This window comes from Variovorax sp. Soil_C_26 (assembly GCF_057657075.1).
Genome location: NZ_JBDGJC010000003.1, coordinates 473,970 through 494,212 on the forward strand (window position 1 = coordinate 473,970; position 20,243 = coordinate 494,212).

Consider the following 20,243-nt stretch of genomic DNA (forward strand, 5'->3'; position numbering starts at 1 on the left):
GCCCCTTGCCAGCCCTTGTGAGGCCGCGCCAGGACTTGAGGCCAAAGCCATGGGCGGACTGATTTTCCGCCGGACCGTGACCCGTTTGCCGTTTGAATTGCAATGCGGATTATGACATCGATGCTGCCGCCCTCGCCGGAGCCGGCGGACGAAAAACATGCGAAGGCATAATTCGCGCAGAAAAAACACAAGCGCTTCCAGACACCCCATTCCCCATGCGGCGCCTGCGGCGTCCCCTCTCGCTTGGCCACTGAACAAGAACTTTCCGACTTCCTGAAGAGCGTCGAACGACGTGCTTTCAAGCGCTCGGTCTATCACGTGCGGGACGAGGAGGCGGCACTCGACATCGTGCAGGACAGCATGATGAAACTGGCGCATCACTACGGCGACAAGCCGCCGCAGGAGCTGCCGATGCTGTTCCAGCGGATTCTTTCCAATTGCACGCTCGACTGGTTCCGCCGGCAGAAGACCCGCCGCGCGCTGTTCTCCAACCTCGGCGACTTCGAGGCCGCCGGCGAGGACGGCGATTTCGACCTGCTGGAGAACTTCGTCTCCCCGACCGACTCCAGAGAGACGGAAAGTGCCGAGGACACGACCCGGCGCGCGCAGATCTTCCGCGAGATCGAGCAGGAGATCGCGGCTTTGCCGGGCCGTCAACGAGAGGCTTTCCTGATGCGTTACTGGGAAGAAATGGACGTGGCGGAAACGGCGGCTGCAATGGGCTGCTCCGAGGGCAGCGTCAAGACCCACTGTTCGCGCGCCGTGCACGCCTTGAGCAAAGCGCTCAAAGCCAAGGGAATTTCGCTATGAACACCAAAGTTCCAAACTCTTCCGTCGCCGCCGAAGACAGCTTCGGCCGGCTTGTGGCTGCACGCCTGTCCGAGGGCAACCACGAACTGCCGCACGACATCGGCGAGCGACTGCGCGTGGCGCGGGCGCAAGCCGTCGCGGCGCGCAAGCAGGCGCCGCAGTTGCGCACCTCTCCCGCAGTCATGCAGTCGGCCCATGTGGCCACGATGGGCGGCGGCTGGTGGACCCGCATCGGCTCGGTGGTGCCTCTGGTCGCGCTCGTCGCGGGCCTGATCGCCATCAGTGCGATGCAGGACGAGGACCGTGCGAGCGAACTCGCGGAGGTCGATTCCGCCCTGCTGACCGACGACCTTCCGCCGGCGGCCTACACGGACCCCGGCTTTGCCCAGTTCCTCAAGTCAGGTGGCGGCTCCGACTGACGACCTCCCCGAAACCCGCATGCGACGTCCCCTTGCCTTCCGCGCCCCTGCGCCCAGCACCCTGCGCCCGCACAAAACGGGCGCGGGCGTTTGGGTGGGCGTGCTCGCCATCGCTGTCTTCGGGCTGACGTCGGCTGGCGCCCAGTCGTTGGACGGATCGTCCAGCCGGGGACGGGACACCACGCAGGCCGCGTCGGTAGCCACCGCAAAAACGGCGCAGACCACCCGCCCCGCCTGGAGCGAGCTCACGGCCGAACAGCAGGAGGCCCTTCAGCCGCTTGCCTCGCATTGGCACGCACTGAATGCCGGGCACAAGCGCAAGTGGCTCGCTTTGTCACGCAATTACGCGAAGATGTCGGCCGATGACCAGACCACGCTGCACAGCCGCATGATCGAATGGACCGCGTTGAGCAACCGGCAGCGCGCCCAGGCGCGACTCAACTTCGCCGAAGTGAAGCGCGTGCCGGCCGACGAGCGCAAGGCCAAGTGGGAGCAGTACCAGGCGCTGAGCGAAGACGAGAAACGCCGGCTCGCCGAACGCGCGCCGGCCAGGCCGCGTGGTGCCGCGATCCCGGTGCGGCCGGTTCCGGCCCAGAAGCTCGTCGTGGTGCCGGCCGTCACGCCCACGGGACAGCACACGCCGCGCATCCTGCTGGCGCCGCCGTCTTCGCCCGCGCCGGTCGCAATGCCGGCGGCGGCCGTCCTGGCCCCACCCTCTTCCGAAGGCCGCAGCGCGGCCTCCCAACCCATCCCGGCCGAGGCGCAAGTGCTCGTGCCTTCATCGTCAACTCCCGCAGGCCCCGCCGTCGAGCAGCCTTCGCCTCCCTGAATCCCAAGGCTTCGATGGCTCCAAATTCTTCCGAAACTTCGGAATCGAATCCCTCCTCATCCTCCGCAGATCCTTCGTCCAGCGCTCCTCTTTCGAAAGTGCCCGGCCTGTGGCGGCGAATGGCATGCTGGCTCTATGAGGGCATGCTGCTGTTCGCTGTGGCGATGATGGCTGGTTGGCTTTTCAGCGCGCTGAGCCAGATGCGCAACGCCATGGATGAGACGCGCCGCCCGCTGCTGCTGGCCTATCTTTTCGTGGTCTTTGGCGTCTATTTCGTCTGGTTCTGGTCCAAGGGGCAGACGCTTGGCATGAAGACGTGGAACATTCGGATCGTCGACAAGCAAGGCCGCTCGGTGACGCAGTTGCGCGCCTTCGTACGCTACCTGCTGAGCTGGATCTGGCTGCTACCGCCACTGACCTTGCATCCGCTCCTGGGCGTCCCTGCGGCCGAGACGATGGTCCTGCTCTTCGGATGGGTCGCCGTCTGGGCCCTGCTGGCGCGCTTCCATCCCGAACGCCAGTTCTGGCACGACGCCTGGGCCGGCACGCGGCTCGTCACTTCCAAGCCCCTCCCCCGCCGATGAGTGCCTTGCCCGAATCCAAGCTTCCCGACCCCGCCGTCAACCCGCAGAAGGCCCGCAAAGGCTTCGAACGCGTGTGGCATGCGACGCTGATCTCGCTGCACGGGCTGCGGGCGGGCTGGAGCGAGCCGGCCTTCCGGCAAGAGGCCATCATGGCGATCGTCATGATTCCCGCCTCTTTCTGGCTCGGCCGCAGCTGGGTCGAGGTGGCGCTGCTCGCGGGCAGCGCCATCCTGGTGATGATCGTCGAGCTGCTCAACACCGCGGTCGAGGCCGCGATCGACCGCATCGGACCCGAATGGCACGACCTCTCCAAGCGCGCCAAGGACATGGGCAGCGCCGCGGTGCTGCTGTCGCTCACGCTCTGCGGGGCGATCTGGCTGGCCGCGCTGTGGCAGCGCTTCGCGTCATGAAAGCGCCCGCTGTCCGAGGCATGATGGTGCGATGACGACCCCTGAATTTTCGATCTGTGTGTATTGCGGCTCGCGCCCCGGCGAGCGGCCCGAGTTCTCGAAAGCGGCGCAAGCCGTCGGCCAATGGATCGGCCGCCACGGCGGCCAACTGGTCTACGGCGGCGGACGAACCGGCCTCATGGGCACCGTGGCCGAAGCCACCCGCGATGCCGGCGGCCGCGTCGTCGGCATCATCCCCAAGGCGCTGGTCGACAGGGAACTGGCCAACACGCTCTGCGACGAACTGCATGTGGTCGACACCATGCATGAGCGCAAGGCGATGATGGGCGAACGCGCCGACGCTTTCATCGCGCTGCCCGGCGGCATCGGCACCTTCGAGGAACTGTTCGAGATCTGGACCTGGCGCCAGCTCGGCTACCACGACAAGCCCACGGGCATTCTCAACACCGCGGGCTACTACGACGGCCTGCTGGGCTTTCTGGCGCACAGCGTGCGCGAAGGCTTCATGGGCGAATGGCAGATGGAACTCATCCGCACCGGCACCGACGCCGCCCAACTGCTGACGGCGCTGCGCGCCGAAGTGCCGCTGCACCCGCGCGACGACCGCCTGGCTGAAAACCTCTGAGCGAGGCGCCGGCCAGCGGGCAGGCGGTCAGACCGCGTTTTCGTTTTCTTCGCCGGTACGGATGCGCACGATGCGCTCCACGTCCGTGACGAAGATCTTGCCGTCGCCGATCTTGCCGGTGCGCGCCGAGCTGACGATGGCTTCGATGCAGCGCTCCACGTCGCCTTCGTTCACGACGACCTCGACCTTCATCTTGGGCAGGAAATCGACCACATACTCCGCACCGCGGTAGAGCTCGGTGTGGCCTTTCTGGCGGCCGAAACCCTTCACCTCGGTCACCGTGAGGCCGGTGACACCGACTTCGGCCAAAGCCTCGCGCACGTCCTCCAGCTTGAAGGGTTTGACGATGGCGGTGATCTGCTTCATGGTTTCTGCGCTCCGGCGGTTTCGTTGAACTGGCTGGTGATAGGGTAACGCGTCATACGCAAGGAAGAAAAAACGCTTGAACGATTATGTCATTCGGGTGCTGGGGACGCCGTCGGACCTGAGCCCGACCGAGTGGAACGCACTGCTCGCCAGCCAGGACGATCCGTCGCCCTTCATGCGCCACGAATACCTCGCAGCCCTCCACGAGAGCGACAGCGCCTCGCCCCAAAGCGGCTGGTCGCCGCGCTTCGTGACCCTCTGGCGCGGCAAGGCGCTGATGGCGGCCTGCCCGGTCTACGTCAAGGCGCATTCCTACGGCGAATACGTGTTCGACTGGGCCTGGGCCAACGCCTACGAGCAGCATGGGCTGGCCTACTATCCCAAGGCGGTGGTGGCGGTACCGTTCACGCCGGTGCCCGGCGCCCGCCTCCTCGCGCGCGATGCGCCGAGCCGTGCCTTGCTGGTGCAGGCGCTCGTCGCATGGTGCAAGCAGGAGGGGCTCTCGTCGCTGCACCTGCTGTTCGGTGCCGCCGCCGACATTGCCGCGTGCACCGAGGCGGGCCTGATGCTGCGCAACACGGTGCAGTTCCACTGGACCAACGCGGCCTATGCGGGCTTCGATGCTTTTCTCGCGAGCCTGTCGCATGACAAGCGCAAGAAGATCCGCCAGGAGCGGCGCAAGGTCGCAGACGCGGGCGTGACCTTCCGCTGGTCACGCGGCGCCGACATCGCGCCGGCCGATTGGGATTTCTTCTACCGCTGCTACGCGCGCACCTACCGCGAGCACGGCAATCCGCCCTACCTGACGCGCGACTTCTTCCAGCGCATGGCCGACACCATGCCCGGCGCCTGGCTGCTGTTCGTGGCCGAACGCGAGGGACGGCCGATCGCGTCGAGCCTGATCGCGCTGGCCACACAGTCGGATGGCGCGGCCACGGTGGCCTACGGCCGTTACTGGGGTGCGCTCGAACGCGTCGACTGTCTGCACTTCGAGGCGTGCTACTACCAGCCGCTGCAGTGGTGCATCGAACACGGCGTGCGCCGTTTCGAGGGCGGTGCCCAGGGCGAGCACAAGATGGCCCGCGCCCTCATGCCCGTGAAGACCACCAGCGCGCACTGGCTCGCCCATCCGTCGTTTGCCGATGCGGTCGAGCGCTTTCTCGAGCGCGAAGGCGAAGGCATCGACAACTACATGGACCACCTGGGCGAGCGCAGTCCGTTCAAGGCCGCCTGAAACGGCGCGGCCTCGCGGGAGCGCCTGCGGCTACTTCTTGTAGCTGGCGATGCCGTCGACGATTTCCTTGCGGGCGGCGTCGATGCCTTCCCATCCGATCACCTTGACCCACTTGCCCACTTCGAGGTCCTTGTAGTGCTCGAAGAAGTGGCTGATGGCCTTCAGGCGCATCGGGTTCACGTCGTCGACCGACTTCCAGTGGCTGTAGATCGGCAGCACCTTGTCGGTCGGCACGGCAAGCACCTTGCCGTCGACGCCGGCCTCGTCCTCCATGAGGAGGATGCCGAGCGGGCGGCACGGCACGACCACGCCGGGCAGTAGCGGGTATGGCGCGATCACCAGCACGTCGACCGGGTCGCCGTCGCCCGACAGCGTCTGCGGCACGTAGCCGTAGTTGGCCGGGTAGTACATGGCGGTCGTCATGAAACGGTCGACGAAGATCGCGCCCGACTCCTTGTCGACCTCGTACTTGATCGGGTCGGCGTTCATGGGGATCTCGATCACGACGTTGAAGTCATCGGGAACATTCTTGCCGGGGGAAACTTTGTCGAAGGCCATGTCGTTGTCGAGTAGTTGGAAAGTATCTGAGGGATGGGGACAAACCCGAAGTTTACTTTCCGCGTCACGGACCGGTCGCACACGTTTGCGCTTTTGCCTGTAAATTGCCGTCGTTGGCCAATCGGCTCCGCACCCAGGTGCAGCGAGCTTCGAGGAAGCAACGCGGCGGAAAACTCAGTCCCGTACGCGTTGCACGCACGCCCGGGCCTGCGCTTTCCGTCTCCACAAGTCACAACGAACGAATGGAGAAGCTAAGCATGATCGGCAACGCCCCCCTCATCCTCGCCATCGTCTGCGGCCTCGTGGCCGTGGGCTACGGTTTCTGGGCCCGAAGTTGGATCCTCGCCAAGGACCCGGGCAATGCCCGAATGCAGGAGATCGCGGCCGCCATCCAGGCCGGCGCCTCGGCCTACCTCGCCAAGCAGTACACCGCCATCTCGGTGGTCGGCGTGGTGCTGGCCATCCTCATCGGCCTGTTCCTCGACGTGACCACGGCCGTTGGCTTCGTGGTCGGCGCCGTGCTCTCGGGCGCCTGCGGCTTCATCGGCATGAACGTCTCGGTGCGCGCCAACGTGCGCACCGCGCAGGCGGCCACCCAGGGCATCGGCCCGGCGCTCGACGTCGCGTTCCGCGGCGGCGCGATCACCGGCATGCTGGTGGTCGGGCTGGGGCTCTTGGGCGTCTCGGTCTTCTACTGGTTCCTGGCCGGCAACGGCAACCTCACGCCCGACCGCAACCTCTCGGTCCTGTTGAACCCGCTGATCGGCTTCGCCTTCGGCTCCTCGCTGATCTCGATCTTCGCGCGGCTCGGCGGCGGCATCTTCACCAAGGGCGCCGACGTCGGCGCCGATCTGGTGGGCAAGGTCGAGGCGGGCATCCCCGAGGACGATCCGCGCAACCCGGCCGTGATCGCCGACAACGTGGGCGACAACGTGGGCGACTGCGCCGGCATGGCGGCCGACCTGTTCGAGACCTATGCGGTCACGCTCATCGCCACCATGGTGCTGGGTTCGCTGATGATCGTCGCCGCGCCGGTCAACGCAGTGCTCTATCCGCTGGCGCTGGGCGGCGTGTCGATCATCGCCTCGATCATCGGCTGCTTCTTCGTCAAGGCCTCGCCGGGCATGACGAACGTGATGCCGGCGCTCTACAAGGGCCTGGCGGTCGCGGGCATCCTGTCGCTGATCGCGTTCTGGTTCGTCACGGCCTGGCTGATTCCCGACAATGCCGTGGCTCCGACCGGCAGCCAACTCAAGCTGTTCGGCGCCTGCTTCGTGGGCCTGGCGCTCACGGCCGCGCTGGTATGGATCACCGAGTACTACACCGGCACCCAGTACAAGCCGGTGCGGCACATCGCGCAGGCCTCCACCACCGGGCACGGCACCAACATCATCGCGGGCCTCGGTGTCTCGATGCGCTCGACCGCGTGGCCGGTGATCTGCGTCTGCGTGGCCATCATGGCCTCGTACTGGCTCGCCGGCCTGTACGGCATCGCAGTGGCCGCGACCGCCATGCTGAGCATGGCCGGCATCGTGGTCGCGCTCGACGCCTACGGCCCGATCACCGACAACGCCGGCGGGATCGCCGAGATGAGCGACCTGCCCGACAGCGTGCGCGCCGTGACCGATCCCCTTGATGCCGTCGGCAACACCACCAAGGCGGTGACCAAGGGCTATGCGATCGGCTCGGCGGGCCTCGCCTCGCTGGTGCTCTTTGCCGACTACACGCACAAGCTCGAGAGCTTCGGGCTCAACATCAGCTTCAACCTGAGCGACCCGATGGTGATCGTCGGCCTCTTCATCGGCGGCCTGATCCCGTACCTGTTCGGCGCCATGGCGATGGAAGCGGTCGGCCGTGCAGCCGGCGCAGTGGTCGAAGAGGTGCGGCGCCAGTTCCGCGACATCCCCGGCATCATGGAAGGCACCGGCAAGCCCGAATACGGCAAGGCCGTGAGCATGCTGACCGGCGCGGCGATCAAGGAGATGATGATCCCCTCGCTGCTGCCGGTGGTGGTGCCGATCCTGGTCGGCCTGCTGCTCGGACCGAAGGCGCTGGGCGGCCTGCTGATGGGCACCATCGTCACGGGCCTCTTCGTCGCGATCTCGATGTGCACGGGCGGCGGCGCATGGGACAACGCCAAGAAGTACATCGAGGACGGCCACCACGGCGGCAAGGGCTCCGAGGCACACAAGGCGGCGGTCACCGGCGACACCGTGGGCGACCCCTACAAGGACACCGCCGGCCCCGCGGTGAACCCGCTGATCAAGATCATCAACATCGTCGCGCTGCTGATCGTGCCGCTGGTGGTCAAGTTCCACAGCTGATGCCTACGCCAGAACGGCTCGAGTCCTTCATCGCCGCTGTGCAGGGCGGCGCCCATGCACAGGCGATAGAGGACTACTACACCGAAGACGCGACCATGCGCGAGAACCAGGCCGAGCCCCGGCGCGGCCGCGGCACGCTCGTCGCCCACGAGCAGGCGGTGCTCGACCGCACCGCGTCGGTGGCCTCGACCTGCGTGCGGCCCGTGTTCGTGAATGGCGACCACGTGGTGATCCGCTGGGTGTTCGAGTTCCACTTCAAGAACGGCAAGACCATGCGCATGGAAGAGCTCGCCTGGCAGCGCTGGGACGGCGAGCGCATCGCCGAGGAGCAGTTCTTCTACGACCCGGCGCAGCGCCAGCCGACCTGAGCCTGCCGCCGCGCCGCGCCGTTCAGCGCGCGCTCTCCGCCGCCACCGCCCGCACCAGGCGCGTGGCCGGCTGCACCAGTCGCTCGAGGTCGCCCACGCGGTCCTCTTCGATCGCCTGGAGCACCAGTTCATTGATGCCGCCGACGACCGTCATGGCCATCTCGCCCGTCAGGTGCGCGGCCGGCCCGCCTTTGGCGCCACCGCTGCCGTTGATCGCGTCCTGGATGAAGCGCGCGATCTCGGCATTGACGCGACGCCTGGCTGCCAGGCCGGGCATGCCGAGGCCCAGGATCTCGACGAACAGCGTGCGCAGCAGCAGTGGGTCCTGCGCGAGGTATTGGAAATACGCCGTGATCGCGCGCTCCACCTGCGCGTGCCAGGGCTGCGCCGGATCGAAGGCTTCGCTGACCGCCCGCAGAGCGAGCTTGCTCGCCGCCTCGTAGAGCGCCACCAGGCATTCGGCCTTGGTCGTGAAGTGCTCGTAGAAGGTGCGCCGGGAAACCGCAGCCTCCCGGACGATGTCGGCGATGGTCGTGTCCGCATAGCCCTTGGCCGCCACTGCGCGCGCCATGCCTTCGAGCAAGCGGCCATAGTGCCCCGACTCACTGTCTGGGACCGCCGGAGACGCTTCTTCAAATGCGATGCTGCTCATGGATTGCACATTTTCCTACGCATTGGTACTTGACGGTACCAGCTATCGCCGGCACCATAGACTATTGGTACGCACATGTACCAACTTATTTTCCAAGGATGGTTTCATGACCGCACTCGTCGTTCGCCGCCTCCTGATCGACCTGCAGACGCCGTTCGGCCGCAACTGGTGCGGCGGCGATGCATTCTCCACCGCCTTCTTCAACGCGCTGTCGATGAGCTTCCCCTTCGGCGAGCAGTTCTTCATCGATGCGGTACGGGACGCTGTCGCAGCACTGCCACCCGATCTGCAGGACAAGCACCGCGAAGAAGTGCGCGGCTTCATCGGGCAGGAGGCCACGCACCGGCGCATCCACGCGCTTTTCAACGGGCACCTGCAGAACCAGGGCCTGGTGGACCGCTGGACCGAGCGTGCCAACCGGCGGCTGGCGCTGATGGAAGGTGCCGATCCCCGCCACGCACTGGCCGTGACCGCCGCGACCGAGCATTTCACGGCCATGTTCGCCGAATGGCTGCTGGTCCATCCCGAGGTGCTGGACGGCGCCGAGCCCCGCCTGCGCACCATGTGGCTGTGGCACAGCGCCGAAGAGCTCGAGCACAAGACGGTCGCCTTCGACATCTACCAGGCCGCGGCCGGCTCCGATGCCTGGCGCACGCGCTGGTTCCGCCGCGTGACGGTGATGTTTCTCGGCGACCTGCTGCGCCAGACGGTCGACAACCTGCGCCATGAGGGGCAACTCTGGAAATGGGCGACCTGGAAGAGCGCGGCGCGCGTGCTGCTCGGCCGGGGCGGGCTGCTGCGCAGCAACTGGCGCGCCTGGCGCAGCTACTTCCGCCCTGATTTCCACCCGGCGCAGCAGGACAGCAGCCTCGCGGCGCGCTGGCTCGAGGACAACCGCGCGCAGTACACGCCAGTCGGCGCTGCCGCCGGCGCGGCGGCTGTAGTTCAGTAGAAGATGGCGCCGCGCGTGGGGGTGTCCGCGCTCTGCTCGGGGCGCAGGCCCAGGTCGTGCAACGTGTCGAAGTCCGAAGGGGCATCCGGCACCCGCATCACAGCTTCGAGTTCGTGCAGCGACGCCACCCAGCCCCCCGCGGCCGATTCGGCCGGCTCGTCGTTCGCGAAGGTTCCGTCGCGGATGTAGAGCGTTTCGCCCTCAGGACGCTCGGCATGCAATTCGATCAAACGCGAAATCGAGAAGTTGTAGGTCACGAGCTTTTCGCGCGTCTGGCGGTCCTTGCCACCGCAATTGAACGCGCCTTCGGACGAAATGACGATGCAGGAGCCCTCGACCCCCTGGTCGATCTCGCGCCCGCTGCGCCACACCGCGTTGGGCAGCCGCACCCGCACCTTGTCGATCACCAGGTCACGCTGCCTGTTGAGGCTGCCCAGCGGCGGAACGAGCGAACGCAATTGCCGCAGGCGCTCGGCGAAGATGTCGTCCATGGCGAATTCGACATGGTGCGTTGCGCTGCCCGACGAACGTCGGACGACCTGCATGACCACATGGCGCGATTTATTCATTGCAGGTCCTTTGCGCGTCGGATGGCGCAATGCGCCCTCGACTCGATTCCAGAATCATGACCGTCGTTGAGTTAGAACTTTTGATGGATGCAATGAAATGCATCAATTGTGTCTAACTGTATATCCAACACGTTCGATTTGGAAGAAGAACCGCAATGCTCGCGCGGGGCATGTCGCGGCAGTGCCGCCGCGGCTGCTAGGAGGCAGTCAACCCAAGGATTCGTCGAGCGCCTTGCATGACGGCGCGCAGACGGTCTGCGACTTGCCGAGCACCTGGCGCGTGCGCAACTGCGAGCGCACGCGATGCTTGCCGCACATGAAGCAGGACATCGTGGCGCCGCTGAACGACGCCGACGCGCGAAACGGCGATCCAGGTGTCTTGGACTTGTAACGCAGGCCGTCTTCGACGACGGCGGTCTTGACCTCAGCTTTGGCCATTGGCTTCGTCTTTCCTGGGTTCGATGGCGAGACGCTTGGCGCGCTCGATGGCCTTGCTGGCGATGACTTCGGCGGCGAGCGCCGCGTCGAGGCCCGAGCGGCAGAGGCCGGCATGCTGGTAGTTGAGGTTCTCGTACACCTCGGCGGCGGCCGGATAAGCGTCGAGCAGGCGGCCGAGTTCGGCGCCGGGCTCGATGTCGCTGAATTCCTGCACCAGGTGCTCGACGACCGAGCGGTACTGCTCGGCGCCAACGGGAACGGCGCTGTGCTCGAGTCGCTCCAGCAGTTGAGCCAGCACGTGGGTCACTGCCAGATCGGTCTTGGGAGACGGATTTTGGGTCGTGTTCATGGTTTGCATCTGGGGGCAGCATACGCCTATGCAAGTGCCTGCCCCGCCGGTGGGGCTGCTGGCTACAGCAGCATTTCGGGCACCAGGGGCGCGATGAGCATGTTGTAGAACCGCTGCAAAAAGCCCGATTCCGGCTCAGCGGTCAGGACGATTTCCTTCTCGCCGTCGGTCGTGAGCCATTGCAGCGTACCGGTGTCCTTGGCAAGACGCAGACGGTAGGCGCTCTGCAGCTTGCTGATGTTGATGACCCGGAGCATCTCGCCTGCAAGCTGCGGGCTGTCGACCACCACCCCCATCTCGGTGTTCTGGCTCGCCGAGCGCGGATCGAGGTTCATCGAGCCGACGAAGATGCGCGTCCCGTCGATCGCGGCGGTCTTCGAATGCAGCCGCCCGAGCGACTTGCCGAACATGCCGGAGCGATCGCCCGCCAGCCTGCGCTGCGGGCTCAGCTCGTACAGGTCGGCGCCGCTTCGGAGCAGCCGCTCACGGTAGCGCACGTAACCCGTGTGAACCAGGGGCTCGTCGTTGGCGGCCAGCGAATTGGTGAGGAGCGTGAGCTTGACCTTGCGCCGCGCAAGGTCCTCGAAGGCCGCCATGCCGCCTTCGCCGGGCACCAGGTAAGGCGAGGTAAGGTCGACCTGGACCTTGGCATTCATCAGCAGCGTCCACACCTGCATCGTCACGCTGGTGGCAATGGCTTCCTTGGCCGTCATGGTCGTCGGCTTGGTCGGCGGATCGGCGATCGCGCGTGCCTCGCCCCACAACAGCCCCATGCGCCCGACGTCCAGCTCTGTGGAGATCGGTCCATAGCCCAGCACGTCGGCCGACGGCAACACGATCCGAGGCGGCGGCGCCGCCATGCCGATCGCGGCGTCGAAGTCGGCGCCGGTCGGCGTGCGGCCGCCCTCCCCGCGCACGATCTCCGCCACGGGCCAGACCTGCTGGCTGTTCCAGTAGGCGTCGAAGATCGATTCGAGTTGCGCAACCACCTTGCCGACCGCGAGCGCGTCCATGTCGATGAAGTTCTGTGCCTCGCTGAGCATGAAATAGGCGTCGGCGATGTTGCGCCCGCCCACCACCGCCATTGCACCGTCGGCGATGAACAGCTTGTTGTGCATGCGATGGTTGAGCCGCACGATCTCGTGCGGCGACGCCGCGAAGCGCGACAGCAGCCCGCCGCGGCCGCAGCAGAACGGATTGAAAAGCCGCACCTCCACGTTGGGCGCGTCCGACAGCGCCAGCAGTAATTGCTGGCTCTTGGCGGTGTAGAGATCGTCGACCAGCAGGCGCACCTTGACCCCGCGCGCGCCGGCCTCGCGCAGGGCGCGCATCAGCAGGCGTCCCGTGGCGTCGTTCTCCAGCTGGTAGTACTGCACCACCAGCGAGCGCTGGGCGCGCTGCGCCAGCTGCACACGCGCATCGAGCGAATACACGCCGAGCGGCATCAGCCGGAAGCCCGAGTGCCCGCCCGGCGGCGTCGAGGCCGCGGCGATCCTTGCCAGCACGGTGCCCGGGTCGGGCGCAGTCGCATGTTCCGCCGGCCGCTCGCGAACCGGCGGAAGCGAGCCGCAGGCGGCCAGCAGCGCGGGCAGCAGCCCCGCGAGCGCCGCGCGCCAAAGTCGATTCCAGCCTGTCGTCATGAAGATCCCGCTCGTTCTGTTTTGTATGTGCGTCGTTGTACAGGTACGCACGCGAGGCCGCGCCGGTTTCATGCTGTCGCGCGAGATGACGCCCGCGCCCGGCGGCGCCGCGCCGCTTCGCGCAAAATCCCGCCCCATGCAACTCAACTTCATCGCCAACGCCAACGTTCCGTCCGCTTCGGGCCGCACCCTGCCGGTGCTCGATCCTTCCGACGGCCAGCCTTTTGACGAAATCCAGCGCAGCAACGCAGACGACATCGACACCGCGGTCCGCGCTGCCCGCGCCTGTTTCGAGGGGGTCTGGCACAAGGTAAGCGCCGCCGACCGCGGCCGGCTGCTCCACAAGCTCTCGCAGAAGATCGCCGAGCATGTCGACGAGCTTGCCTATATCGAGCAGCGCGACTGCGGCAAGCCCGTGAAGCAGGCGCGCGCCGACGCGGTGGCGCTGGTGCGCTATTTCGAGTTCTATGCGGGCGCCTGCGACAAACTGCACGGCGAAACCATTCCCTACCAAGAGGGCTACAGCGTGTTCACCTGGCGCGAGCCGCACGGCGTGACCGGTCACGTAATTCCCTGGAACTACCCGATGCAGATCTTCGGGCGCAGCGTGGGCGGCGCGCTGGCGGCGGGCAACGTCTGCGTGGTCAAGCCCGCCGAAGACGCTTGCTTGTCGCTGATCCGCGTGGCCCAACTCGCGGCCGAGGTCGGGTTTCCGGCGGGCGCGATCAACATCGTCACCGGCTACGGCCACGAAGTGGGCGATGCGCTCGCGCGACACGCCGGCATCGACCACATCAGCTTCACCGGCAGCCCGAAGATCGGCACGCTGATCCAGCAGGTGGCGGCCGAGCGGCACTGCCCCGTCACGCTCGAACTCGGCGGCAAGAGCCCGCAGATCGTCTTTGCCGATGCCGACCTCGACGCGGCCATTCCGGTGCTCATCAATGCCATCGTGCAGAACGCAGGCCAGACCTGCTCGGCCGGTTCGCGCGTGCTGATCGAGCGCGGCATCTACGAGCCGCTGCTCGAGCGCCTCGGCCATGCCTTCGAGGCGCTGCGCGTCGGCCCCGCCGCCATGGACCTCGACGTCGGCCCGCTGATCCGCCAGACCCAGCAGCAGCGCGTGTGGGACTTCCTGAGCGACGCCCAGGTGGCCGGCATTCCGATGGTGGCGCAGGGCGTCGTGGTCGACGAGGCGCCTGAAACCGGCTTCTACCAGGCCCCCACCCTGCTGCGCGACGTGCCGGTGAACCACCGGCTGGCGCAGGAAGAGGTGTTCGGCCCGGTGCTCGCCGCGATGCAGTTCGCCGACGAGGACGAAGCGGTCGCACTGGCCAATGCCACCCAGTTCGGGCTGGTGGCGGGCGTGTGGACCGCCGACGGCGCGCGCCAGTTCCGCATGGCCAAGCGCGTGCGCAGCGGCCAGGTGTTCATCAACAACTACGGCGCAGGCGGCGGCGTCGAGCTGCCCTTCGGCGGCGTGAAGTCGTCGGGCTACGGCCGCGAAAAAGGCTTCGAGGCGCTCTACGGCTTCACTACGCTCAAGACGGTGGCCATCAAGCACGGCTGAAGCCAGCCGCTGCCGGACACTCAGCCCAGCGCCGTGTCCAGCAGCATCATCAGCACGAAGCCGAGCATCAGCCCGCTGGTCGCGAAGCTTTCGTGCCCCTTGCGGTGCGATTCGGGAATGATCTCGTGGCTGATGACGAACAGCATCGCACCGGCCGCGAAGCCCAGGCCCCAGGGCAGCAGCGCGGCCGAATGGCCGACGGCGGCGGCGCCGAGCACCGCACCCACGGGTTCGACCAGCCCCGAAGCCATGCCGATGGCCACCGCAAAGCCGCGCCGGTAGCCGGCCGTGAGCAGCGCCACGGCGACAACCAGCCCCTCGGGCACGTCCTGGATCGCGATGCCGGTGGCCAGCGCGTCCGCCTGCACGCCGTTGCCGGCCGCGTAACCCACGCCGATAGCCAGGCCCTCGGGCAGGTTGTGCAGCGCGATCGCGAACACGAACAGCCAGGTGCGCCGCAGCCGGTGCGCGCCCTGCCCTTCGAGGCCCTTGATGAAGTGCTCGTGCGGCAGCACGCGGTCGAGCAGCATCAGCGCCGCGCCGCCGAGCAGGATCGCCGCGCCGATCACGCCGCCCGCGGCCCACGCGCCGCCGCCGAAGACCTGCGCCGCCTTCGCCGCCTCCAGCCCCGGGATGATCAGCGAGAACGCGCAGGCCGCGAGCATCACGCCCGCGCCGAAGCCGAACAGCGTGTCCTGCAGGCGGTCGGGGAGCTTCTGCGAGAACAGCACCGGCAGCGTGCCGAGCGCGGTGGCCAGTGCGGCGACCAGGCCGCCCGCGAGCGCGCTCGATGCGATGGGATCGCCCGCGACGAACTGCCAGAAGCGCACGGTCAGCGCGAGCACACCCGCGGCAACGATCGCCAGGCCGATCCGTTGGCGCAACGAGAGATCGCCAAGCGGCAACATGGGGAAAAACACGGTTCGCAAGCCCTTCTGCCTTGAAAAGAGCCCTTTGCGTCGATGCGGATTGCTGCGTAGTCAGGCAGGAGAATGATAGTAATTCTCATCAAGCTCGTCCAGCCGCTGCGCCGATACACTGCCCCGCGGCAAAGAACATCCAGGAGACAACGACGATGAAGTTCCTCTTCGCATGCGGCCTGCGCACGGCCCTCGTGGGCCTGAGCCTCGCGGCCGGCCAGCTGACCTCGGCGCAGTCGCTGCCCACCGCGCGGCCCGAGCAGGTCGGCCTTTCCACTGAGCGCCTGCAGATGGCCACCGACCGGCTCAAGGCCGATGTGGCCGCCGGAAAGATCCCGGGCGCCGTGCTGCTGGTGGCGCGCCAGGGCAAGGTGGCGTGGTTCGAGCCGGTCGGCGCGCTCGATCCGGCGGCTGGCACGCCGATGCCGCGCGACGGCATCTTCCGCATCTATTCGATGAGCAAGCCCATCACCACGGTGGCGGCAATGATGCTGGTCGAAGACGGGCGCCTGAAGCTCGACGATCCGATCTCGATGTACCTGCCCGAGTTCGCCCGCATGACCGTCGGCGTGGAAAAGCCCGGTGCCGACGGCAAACCCGTGCTCGAGACCGTGCCCGCCCGCCGGCCGATCACGGTGCAGGACCTGATGCGCCACACCTCGGGCCTGACCTACGGCTTCTTCGGTCCGGGCCTCGTCAAGCGCGCCTACAACGAGGCCGGCCTCGGCGCGGGCGATCCCGACAATGCCGAGTTCTCCCAGCGGCTCGCGAAGCTGCCGCTGGCCTACCAGCCCGGCACAACCTGGGACTACAGCTATTCGACCGACATCCTCGGCCGGCTCGTCGAGGTGGTCTCGGGCCAGTCGCTCTACCAGTTCGAGAAGGCGCGCCTGTTCGACCCGCTCGGCATGAAGGACACGAGCTACTACGTGCCCGAAGCGGCACGCCAGCCCCGCATCGCCGAGCCGCTGCCGACCGACCGCAGCTTCGGCGTAGGAGCCGAACTCAACGACCCGCGCATGGTGCGCAGGTTCGAATCGGGCGGTGGCGGGCTGGTGTCGACCGCGAGCGACTACGCGCGCTTCCTGCAGATGCTGCTGAACGGCGGCACGCTGGATGGCAAGCGCTACCTCGGCCCCCGCACGCTGGCGCTGATGACCGCCGACCACTCGAACGCGGGCGCCGGCATCGTCCCCGGCCCGCTCTACCTGCCGGGCCCGGGCTACGGTTTCGGCCTGGGCTTCGCGGTGCGCCGCAGCGACGGCGAGGCGCCCTACCCGTCGGCGGCCGGCGAATACAACTGGGGCGGCGCGGGCGGCACCTACATGTGGGTCGACCCGAAGAACGAACTCTTCGTGGTGCTGATGCTGCAGTCACCAAAACACCGCCAGCACTACCGCAGCCTGCTGCGCAACATGGTTTACGCCGCGGTACTCAAGTAGCCCTTGCCGGCCCTGCCCCTGCCCCGATCGGGTAAATTGGCTCCAGCCCCATGAACACCCGAAGCACCACCGTCATTCCGCTTTCCGAAGTCGGCCGCGCGCGACCCGCCGTCTCGGTGCCGGAGATCGCCGTGCCCGCCACGGGCAGCCTGCTCGACCAGCTGGGCCGGCCGCTGACCGACCTGCGCATCAGCGTGACCGACCGGTGCAACTTCCGCTGCAGCTACTGCATGCCGAAGGACGTGTTCGACAAGGACTACCAGTACCTGCCGCACAGCGCACTGCTGAGCTTCGAGGAAATGACCCGGCTCGCGCGCCTGTTCGCAGCGCATGGCGTGCGCAAGATCCGCCTCACCGGCGGCGAGCCGCTGCTGCGCAAGAACATCGAGGTGCTGATCGGGCAACTCGCCGAACTCCGCACGCCCGACGGCGAACCGCTCGAACTCACGCTCACCACCAATGGCTCGCTGCTGCGGCGCAAGGCCCGGGCGCTGGCGGATGCCGGCCTGAAGCGCGTGACCGTGAGCCTCGACAGCCTCGACGACGCGGTGTTCCGCCGCATGAACGACGTCGACTTCCCGGTTGCCGACGTGCTGGCCGGCATCGAGGCTGCCCAGGAGGCCGGGCTCGGGCCGCTGAAGGTGAACATGGTCGTCAAGCGCGGCACCAACGAGCAGGAGATCTTGCCGATGGCGCGCTACTTCCGCGACCATCACGGCGGCAAGGTGGTGCTGCGCTTCATCGAATACATGGACGTGGGCGCCACCAACGGCTGGCGCATGGACGAGGTGCTGCCCTCGGCCGACGTCATCGCCCGGATCGCGGCCGAGTTCCCGCTCGTGCCGCTCGACCCCAGCGTCGCCGGCGAAACGGCGCAGCGCTGGGCATATGCCGACGGCGGCGGCGAGGTCGGCGTGATCAGCAGCGTGACGCAGGCCTTCTGCCGCGACTGCAGCCGCGCGCGCCTGTCCACCGAAGGCAAGCTCTACCTGTGCCTCTTCGCGAGCGCGGGCCACGACCTGCGCCCCTTGCTGCGCGGCACGGCCAGCGACGAGGAGATCGGCTCGGCCATCGGCCACATCTGGCAGGGCCGCGCCGACCGTTATTCCGAACTGCGCGCGCTACGCGGCCCCGACAGCGGCGAACACGACGCCGGCGACCGGGCGCCGCGGCGCGTCGAAATGAGCTACATCGGCGGATGAACCCCACACCTGACAACACCAACATTCCCCCCGGCGAAATCACCGGACTGCTGCTCGCCGGCGGCCGCGGCTCGCGCATGGGCGGCATCGACAAGGGCCTGCAGAACTTCAACGGCTCGCCGCTCGCGATGCATGCGGTGCTGCGGCTGGGCATGCAGGTCGGCGAGGTCATGATCAACGCCAACCGCAACCTCGCGGCCTACGAATCCTTCGGCGTGCCGGTCTGGCCCGACAGCCTGGCCGACTACGCGGGTCCGCTCGCGGGCTTCCTGACCGGGCTCGAGCGCTGCGAGACGCCCTACCTGCTCACCGTGCCGTGCGACACGCCGCTCTTTCCGCTCGACCTGGCCAGCCGCTTGTCCGAGGTCATGGCGGCCGACGACGCCGAGATCGCGATGGTCAGCGCGCCCGAAGCTGCGCCCGAGCCCGGCGCAGCGCCAGTGCTGCGGCCACAGCCGGTGTTCTGCCTGCTGCGCACCACGCTGCTCGAGAGCCTCGTGAAGTTCACGCACGCGGGCGGGCGCAAGATCGACGCCTGGACCGCGCAGCACCGCACTGTGCTCGTGCCCTTCGACCGGCCGGGCGATGCGCCCGACGCTTTTTTCAACGCCAACACGCTGGCCGAATTGCACGCCCTCGAGAACCGATGAGCCGCATCGCCGACATTGCCTCCGCCCTCGCGGGCTACGACCCCCAGGCCCTGAGCGTCGAAGGCGTCCAGTCCTTCCTCACGCAACTGGTCGCGCCCGCCGTCGTCAAGGAAACCGAACCGGTGCCGCTGCGCGAGGCGCTCGGCCGGGTGCTGGCCGAAGACATCGTCTCGCCGGTCAGCGTGCCGCCGCACGACAACTCCGCAATGGACGGCTTTGCATTCGACGGCGCCGCGCTGCCGACCGACGCGCCGATCGACGCCTCGGTCGAATTTCGCGTGGTGGGCACTGCACTCGCGGGTGCAGCCTGGCGTGGCACGGTCGCAGCCGGCGAGGCCGTCCGCATCATGACCGGCGCGGTCATGCCCGCAGGGCTCGACACCGTGGTGCCGCAGGAGTTCTGCAAGATCGACGGCGAGCGCGTGAGCTTTCCGGCCCGGGTGCTGCGCCGCGGTGACAACCGCCGCTTCGCGGGCGAGGACCTGATGCAGGGCCAGCCCGCGCTGCGCCGCGGCGAACGGCTGTCACCCGCCGCGCTCGGCATGGTCGCAAGCCTCGGCATCGCATCGGTGCCCGCGCTGCGGCGGCTGCGGGTGGCGTACTTCTCCACCGGCGACGAGATCCTGAGCCTTGGCGAGCCGCCGCGCGAAGGCGCGGTCTACGACAGCAACCGCTACACGGTGTTCGGCCTGCTCACGCGGCTCGGTTGCGAAGTGATCGATCTCGGCCTCGTCGGCGACGACCCGGCCGCACTGGCCGACACGCTGCAGCGGGCCGCCGACCAGGCCGACGCCATCATCACCAGCGGCGGCGTCAGCGTCGGCGCGGCCGACCACACGCGCGCCGTGATGCAGCAGCTCGGCGACATGGCGTTCTGGCGCATCGCCATGCGGCCCGGCAGGCCGATGGCGGTCGGCCTCATCCCACGCCAGCAGTCTGTGGCAGGACGCGGCGCCGCCGCGCTCTTCGGCCTGCCGGGCAACCCGGTGGCGGTGATGGTCACCTTCCTTGCTTTCGTGCGGCCGGCCCTGCTGCGCATGATGGGCTGCCACGACACCGCCGCCGCGCCGCCACCCATGTTGCGCGCGCGCGCCGCGAGCGCCATCCGCAAGAAGCCCGGCCGCACCGAATACCAGCGCGGCTTCGTTCAGGCCGTCGCCGGCGCGCTGCCCGAGGTCCGCATTGCCGGCAACCAGGGCTCGGGCGTGCTGAGTTCGATGGTCGAGGCCAACGGACTCGTGGTGCTGCACCATGCCCAGGGCGATGTGGCCGCGGGGGACGAAGTCGACGTGATGATGTTCGAAGGGGTGATTTAGTCCACCCCGAAGCCGA

General features: G+C 67.6%; 23 protein-coding genes. 15 read left to right on the forward strand and 8 right to left on the reverse strand.

The window, feature by feature from the left end:
- The first annotated feature begins 243 nt into the window (after positions 1–243).
- The 6 genes from AC3A6G_RS11675 to AC3A6G_RS11700 are packed head-to-tail and all read left to right on the forward strand — an operon-like array spanning position 244 to position 3,677.
- A complete protein-coding gene (locus AC3A6G_RS11675; protein WP_487858916.1) occupies positions 244–810 on the forward strand; it encodes an RNA polymerase sigma factor in 567 nt (188 codons plus the stop codon).
- Positions 807–1,229 carry a DUF3619 family protein gene (locus AC3A6G_RS11680; protein WP_487873678.1) on the forward strand — a complete coding sequence of 141 codons (423 nt, stop codon included), beginning with the start codon at positions 807–809 and terminating at the stop codon, positions 1,227–1,229. Before AC3A6G_RS11675 ends, AC3A6G_RS11680 begins: the two co-directional genes overlap by 4 nt.
- A gap of 19 nt (positions 1,230–1,248) precedes the next feature.
- Positions 1,249–2,058, forward strand: a complete 810-nt coding sequence (locus AC3A6G_RS11685) for a DUF3106 domain-containing protein (RefSeq protein WP_487873679.1) — start codon at positions 1,249–1,251, stop codon at positions 2,056–2,058.
- Positions 2,059–2,072: 14 nt separating this feature from the next.
- Positions 2,073–2,642, forward strand: coding sequence for an RDD family protein (locus AC3A6G_RS11690; RefSeq protein ID WP_487858913.1), 570 nt, complete (start codon positions 2,073–2,075; stop codon positions 2,640–2,642).
- Positions 2,639–3,052, forward strand: coding sequence for a diacylglycerol kinase (locus tag AC3A6G_RS11695; RefSeq protein WP_487858912.1), 414 nt, complete (start codon positions 2,639–2,641; stop codon positions 3,050–3,052). Before AC3A6G_RS11690 ends, AC3A6G_RS11695 begins: the two co-directional genes overlap by 4 nt.
- Positions 3,053–3,083: 31 nt before the next feature.
- Positions 3,084–3,677 carry an LOG family protein gene (locus AC3A6G_RS11700; RefSeq protein WP_487858911.1) on the forward strand — a complete coding sequence of 198 codons (594 nt, stop codon included), beginning with the start codon at positions 3,084–3,086 and terminating at the stop codon, positions 3,675–3,677.
- A 27-nt stretch (positions 3,678–3,704) separates the two neighbouring features.
- Here the strand turns inward: AC3A6G_RS11700 and AC3A6G_RS11705 are convergent, their stop codons facing one another.
- Positions 3,705–4,043, reverse strand: a complete 339-nt coding sequence (locus tag AC3A6G_RS11705; RefSeq protein ID WP_487858910.1) for a P-II family nitrogen regulator — start codon at positions 4,041–4,043, stop codon at positions 3,705–3,707.
- 76 nt (positions 4,044–4,119) lie between these two features.
- Here AC3A6G_RS11705 and AC3A6G_RS11710 point away from each other — a divergent pair, with 76 nt between their 5' ends.
- Positions 4,120–5,277, forward strand: a complete 1,158-nt coding sequence (locus tag AC3A6G_RS11710) for a GNAT family N-acetyltransferase (RefSeq protein ID WP_487858909.1) — start codon at positions 4,120–4,122, stop codon at positions 5,275–5,277.
- Between the two features lie 30 nt (positions 5,278–5,307).
- Here the strand turns inward: AC3A6G_RS11710 and ppa are convergent, their stop codons facing one another.
- Positions 5,308–5,835, reverse strand: coding sequence for an inorganic diphosphatase (gene ppa, locus AC3A6G_RS11715; RefSeq protein WP_487858908.1), 528 nt, complete (start codon positions 5,833–5,835; stop codon positions 5,308–5,310).
- Positions 5,836–6,092: 257 nt separating this feature from the next.
- On the opposite strand from ppa, the gene AC3A6G_RS11720 reads away from it, so the two are divergent.
- Together AC3A6G_RS11720 and AC3A6G_RS11725 are read left to right on the forward strand one after the other, a co-directional pair.
- On the forward strand, positions 6,093–8,159 hold the full coding sequence (locus AC3A6G_RS11720) for a sodium-translocating pyrophosphatase (RefSeq protein WP_487858907.1): 2,067 nt from the start codon (positions 6,093–6,095) through the stop codon (positions 8,157–8,159).
- The gene (locus AC3A6G_RS11725; RefSeq protein WP_487858906.1) at positions 8,159–8,527 is read left to right on the forward strand and encodes a nuclear transport factor 2 family protein; all 369 of its coding nucleotides are present in this window, start codon (positions 8,159–8,161) and stop codon (positions 8,525–8,527) included. The genes AC3A6G_RS11720 and AC3A6G_RS11725 overlap by 1 nt, the downstream gene beginning before the upstream one ends.
- 22 nt (positions 8,528–8,549) lie before the next feature.
- On the opposite strand, the gene AC3A6G_RS11730 is transcribed toward AC3A6G_RS11725, so the two are convergent.
- Positions 8,550–9,179 carry a TetR/AcrR family transcriptional regulator gene (locus tag AC3A6G_RS11730; RefSeq protein WP_487858905.1) on the reverse strand — a complete coding sequence of 210 codons (630 nt, stop codon included), beginning with the start codon at positions 9,177–9,179 and terminating at the stop codon, positions 8,550–8,552.
- A gap of 106 nt (positions 9,180–9,285) precedes the next feature.
- Between AC3A6G_RS11730 and AC3A6G_RS11735 the strand changes: the two genes are divergently transcribed.
- Entirely contained in the window at positions 9,286–10,131 is an 846-nt protein-coding gene (locus AC3A6G_RS11735) for a metal-dependent hydrolase (RefSeq protein WP_487858904.1), read from the forward strand.
- Here the strand turns inward: AC3A6G_RS11735 and AC3A6G_RS11740 are convergent.
- The 4 genes from AC3A6G_RS11740 to AC3A6G_RS11755 form a co-directional block, all read right to left on the reverse strand.
- On the reverse strand, positions 10,125–10,700 hold the full coding sequence (locus AC3A6G_RS11740; RefSeq protein WP_487858903.1) for a hypothetical protein: 576 nt from the start codon (positions 10,698–10,700) through the stop codon (positions 10,125–10,127). The two genes, AC3A6G_RS11735 and AC3A6G_RS11740, sit on opposite strands and share 7 nt — an antisense overlap.
- Before the next feature lie 207 nt (positions 10,701–10,907).
- Positions 10,908–11,138, reverse strand: coding sequence for a hypothetical protein (locus AC3A6G_RS11745; protein WP_487858902.1), 231 nt, complete (start codon positions 11,136–11,138; stop codon positions 10,908–10,910).
- Positions 11,125–11,496 carry a hypothetical protein gene (locus AC3A6G_RS11750; RefSeq protein ID WP_487858901.1) on the reverse strand — a complete coding sequence of 124 codons (372 nt, stop codon included), beginning with the start codon at positions 11,494–11,496 and terminating at the stop codon, positions 11,125–11,127. The genes AC3A6G_RS11745 and AC3A6G_RS11750 overlap by 14 nt, the downstream gene beginning before the upstream one ends.
- A 53-nt stretch (positions 11,497–11,549) precedes the next feature.
- Positions 11,550–13,127 (reverse strand): phospholipase D-like domain-containing protein, encoded by a 1,578-nt coding sequence (locus tag AC3A6G_RS11755; protein ID WP_487858900.1) that lies wholly within the window; start codon positions 13,125–13,127, stop codon positions 11,550–11,552.
- A gap of 136 nt (positions 13,128–13,263) precedes the next feature.
- Here AC3A6G_RS11755 and AC3A6G_RS11760 point away from each other — a divergent pair, with 136 nt between their 5' ends.
- Entirely contained in the window at positions 13,264–14,697 is a 1,434-nt protein-coding gene (locus AC3A6G_RS11760) for an aldehyde dehydrogenase family protein (protein ID WP_487858899.1), read from the forward strand.
- A 20-nt stretch (positions 14,698–14,717) separates the two neighbouring features.
- On the opposite strand, the gene AC3A6G_RS11765 is transcribed toward AC3A6G_RS11760, so the two are convergent.
- Positions 14,718–15,605, reverse strand: a complete 888-nt coding sequence (locus tag AC3A6G_RS11765) for a ZIP family metal transporter (RefSeq protein WP_487858898.1) — start codon at positions 15,603–15,605, stop codon at positions 14,718–14,720.
- Positions 15,606–15,772: 167 nt separating this feature from the next.
- Between AC3A6G_RS11765 and AC3A6G_RS11770 the strand changes: the two genes are divergently transcribed.
- From AC3A6G_RS11770 to moeA, 4 genes are read left to right on the forward strand one after another with little or no spacing between them, the layout of a single operon-like run.
- On the forward strand, positions 15,773–17,059 hold the full coding sequence (locus tag AC3A6G_RS11770; RefSeq protein ID WP_487858897.1) for a serine hydrolase domain-containing protein: 1,287 nt from the start codon (positions 15,773–15,775) through the stop codon (positions 17,057–17,059).
- A gap of 50 nt (positions 17,060–17,109) precedes the next feature.
- On the forward strand, positions 17,110–18,261 hold the full coding sequence (moaA, locus tag AC3A6G_RS11775) for a GTP 3',8-cyclase MoaA (RefSeq protein ID WP_487858896.1): 1,152 nt from the start codon (positions 17,110–17,112) through the stop codon (positions 18,259–18,261).
- Entirely contained in the window at positions 18,258–18,911 is a 654-nt protein-coding gene (gene mobA / locus AC3A6G_RS11780) for a molybdenum cofactor guanylyltransferase MobA (RefSeq protein WP_487873680.1), read from the forward strand. The genes moaA and mobA overlap by 4 nt, the downstream gene beginning before the upstream one ends.
- Positions 18,908–20,227, forward strand: a complete 1,320-nt coding sequence (gene moeA, locus AC3A6G_RS11785) for a molybdopterin molybdotransferase MoeA (RefSeq protein ID WP_487858894.1) — start codon at positions 18,908–18,910, stop codon at positions 20,225–20,227. Before mobA ends, moeA begins: the two co-directional genes overlap by 4 nt.
- Positions 20,228–20,243: the final 16 nt, after the last annotated feature.

Coding starts and splice junctions, on each gene's coding strand:
- AC3A6G_RS11755 (WP_487858900.1), bottom strand. CDS start 13,127: ATGACGACAGGCTGGAATCGACTTTGGCGCGCGGCGCTCGCGGGGCTG.
- AC3A6G_RS11770 (WP_487858897.1), top strand. CDS start 15,773: ATGAAGTTCCTCTTCGCATGCGGCCTGCGCACGGCCCTCGTGGGCCTG.
- AC3A6G_RS11720 (WP_487858907.1), top strand. CDS start 6,093: ATGATCGGCAACGCCCCCCTCATCCTCGCCATCGTCTGCGGCCTCGTG.
- AC3A6G_RS11695 (WP_487858912.1), top strand. CDS start 2,639: ATGAGTGCCTTGCCCGAATCCAAGCTTCCCGACCCCGCCGTCAACCCG.
- AC3A6G_RS11735 (WP_487858904.1), top strand. CDS start 9,286: ATGACCGCACTCGTCGTTCGCCGCCTCCTGATCGACCTGCAGACGCCG.
- AC3A6G_RS11765 (WP_487858898.1), bottom strand. CDS start 15,605: ATGTTGCCGCTTGGCGATCTCTCGTTGCGCCAACGGATCGGCCTGGCG.
- AC3A6G_RS11685 (WP_487873679.1), top strand. CDS start 1,249: ATGCGACGTCCCCTTGCCTTCCGCGCCCCTGCGCCCAGCACCCTGCGC.
- moeA (WP_487858894.1), top strand. CDS start 18,908: ATGAGCCGCATCGCCGACATTGCCTCCGCCCTCGCGGGCTACGACCCC.
- AC3A6G_RS11725 (WP_487858906.1), top strand. CDS start 8,159: ATGCCTACGCCAGAACGGCTCGAGTCCTTCATCGCCGCTGTGCAGGGC.
- AC3A6G_RS11680 (WP_487873678.1), top strand. CDS start 807: ATGAACACCAAAGTTCCAAACTCTTCCGTCGCCGCCGAAGACAGCTTC.
- AC3A6G_RS11740 (WP_487858903.1), bottom strand. CDS start 10,700: ATGAATAAATCGCGCCATGTGGTCATGCAGGTCGTCCGACGTTCGTCG.
- AC3A6G_RS11690 (WP_487858913.1), top strand. CDS start 2,073: ATGGCTCCAAATTCTTCCGAAACTTCGGAATCGAATCCCTCCTCATCC.
- AC3A6G_RS11745 (WP_487858902.1), bottom strand. CDS start 11,138: ATGGCCAAAGCTGAGGTCAAGACCGCCGTCGTCGAAGACGGCCTGCGT.
- mobA (WP_487873680.1), top strand. CDS start 18,258: ATGAACCCCACACCTGACAACACCAACATTCCCCCCGGCGAAATCACC.
- AC3A6G_RS11730 (WP_487858905.1), bottom strand. CDS start 9,179: ATGAGCAGCATCGCATTTGAAGAAGCGTCTCCGGCGGTCCCAGACAGT.
- AC3A6G_RS11700 (WP_487858911.1), top strand. CDS start 3,084: ATGACGACCCCTGAATTTTCGATCTGTGTGTATTGCGGCTCGCGCCCC.
- AC3A6G_RS11760 (WP_487858899.1), top strand. CDS start 13,264: ATGCAACTCAACTTCATCGCCAACGCCAACGTTCCGTCCGCTTCGGGC.
- moaA (WP_487858896.1), top strand. CDS start 17,110: ATGAACACCCGAAGCACCACCGTCATTCCGCTTTCCGAAGTCGGCCGC.
- AC3A6G_RS11705 (WP_487858910.1), bottom strand. CDS start 4,043: ATGAAGCAGATCACCGCCATCGTCAAACCCTTCAAGCTGGAGGACGTG.
- ppa (WP_487858908.1), bottom strand. CDS start 5,835: ATGGCCTTCGACAAAGTTTCCCCCGGCAAGAATGTTCCCGATGACTTC.
- AC3A6G_RS11750 (WP_487858901.1), bottom strand. CDS start 11,496: ATGCAAACCATGAACACGACCCAAAATCCGTCTCCCAAGACCGATCTG.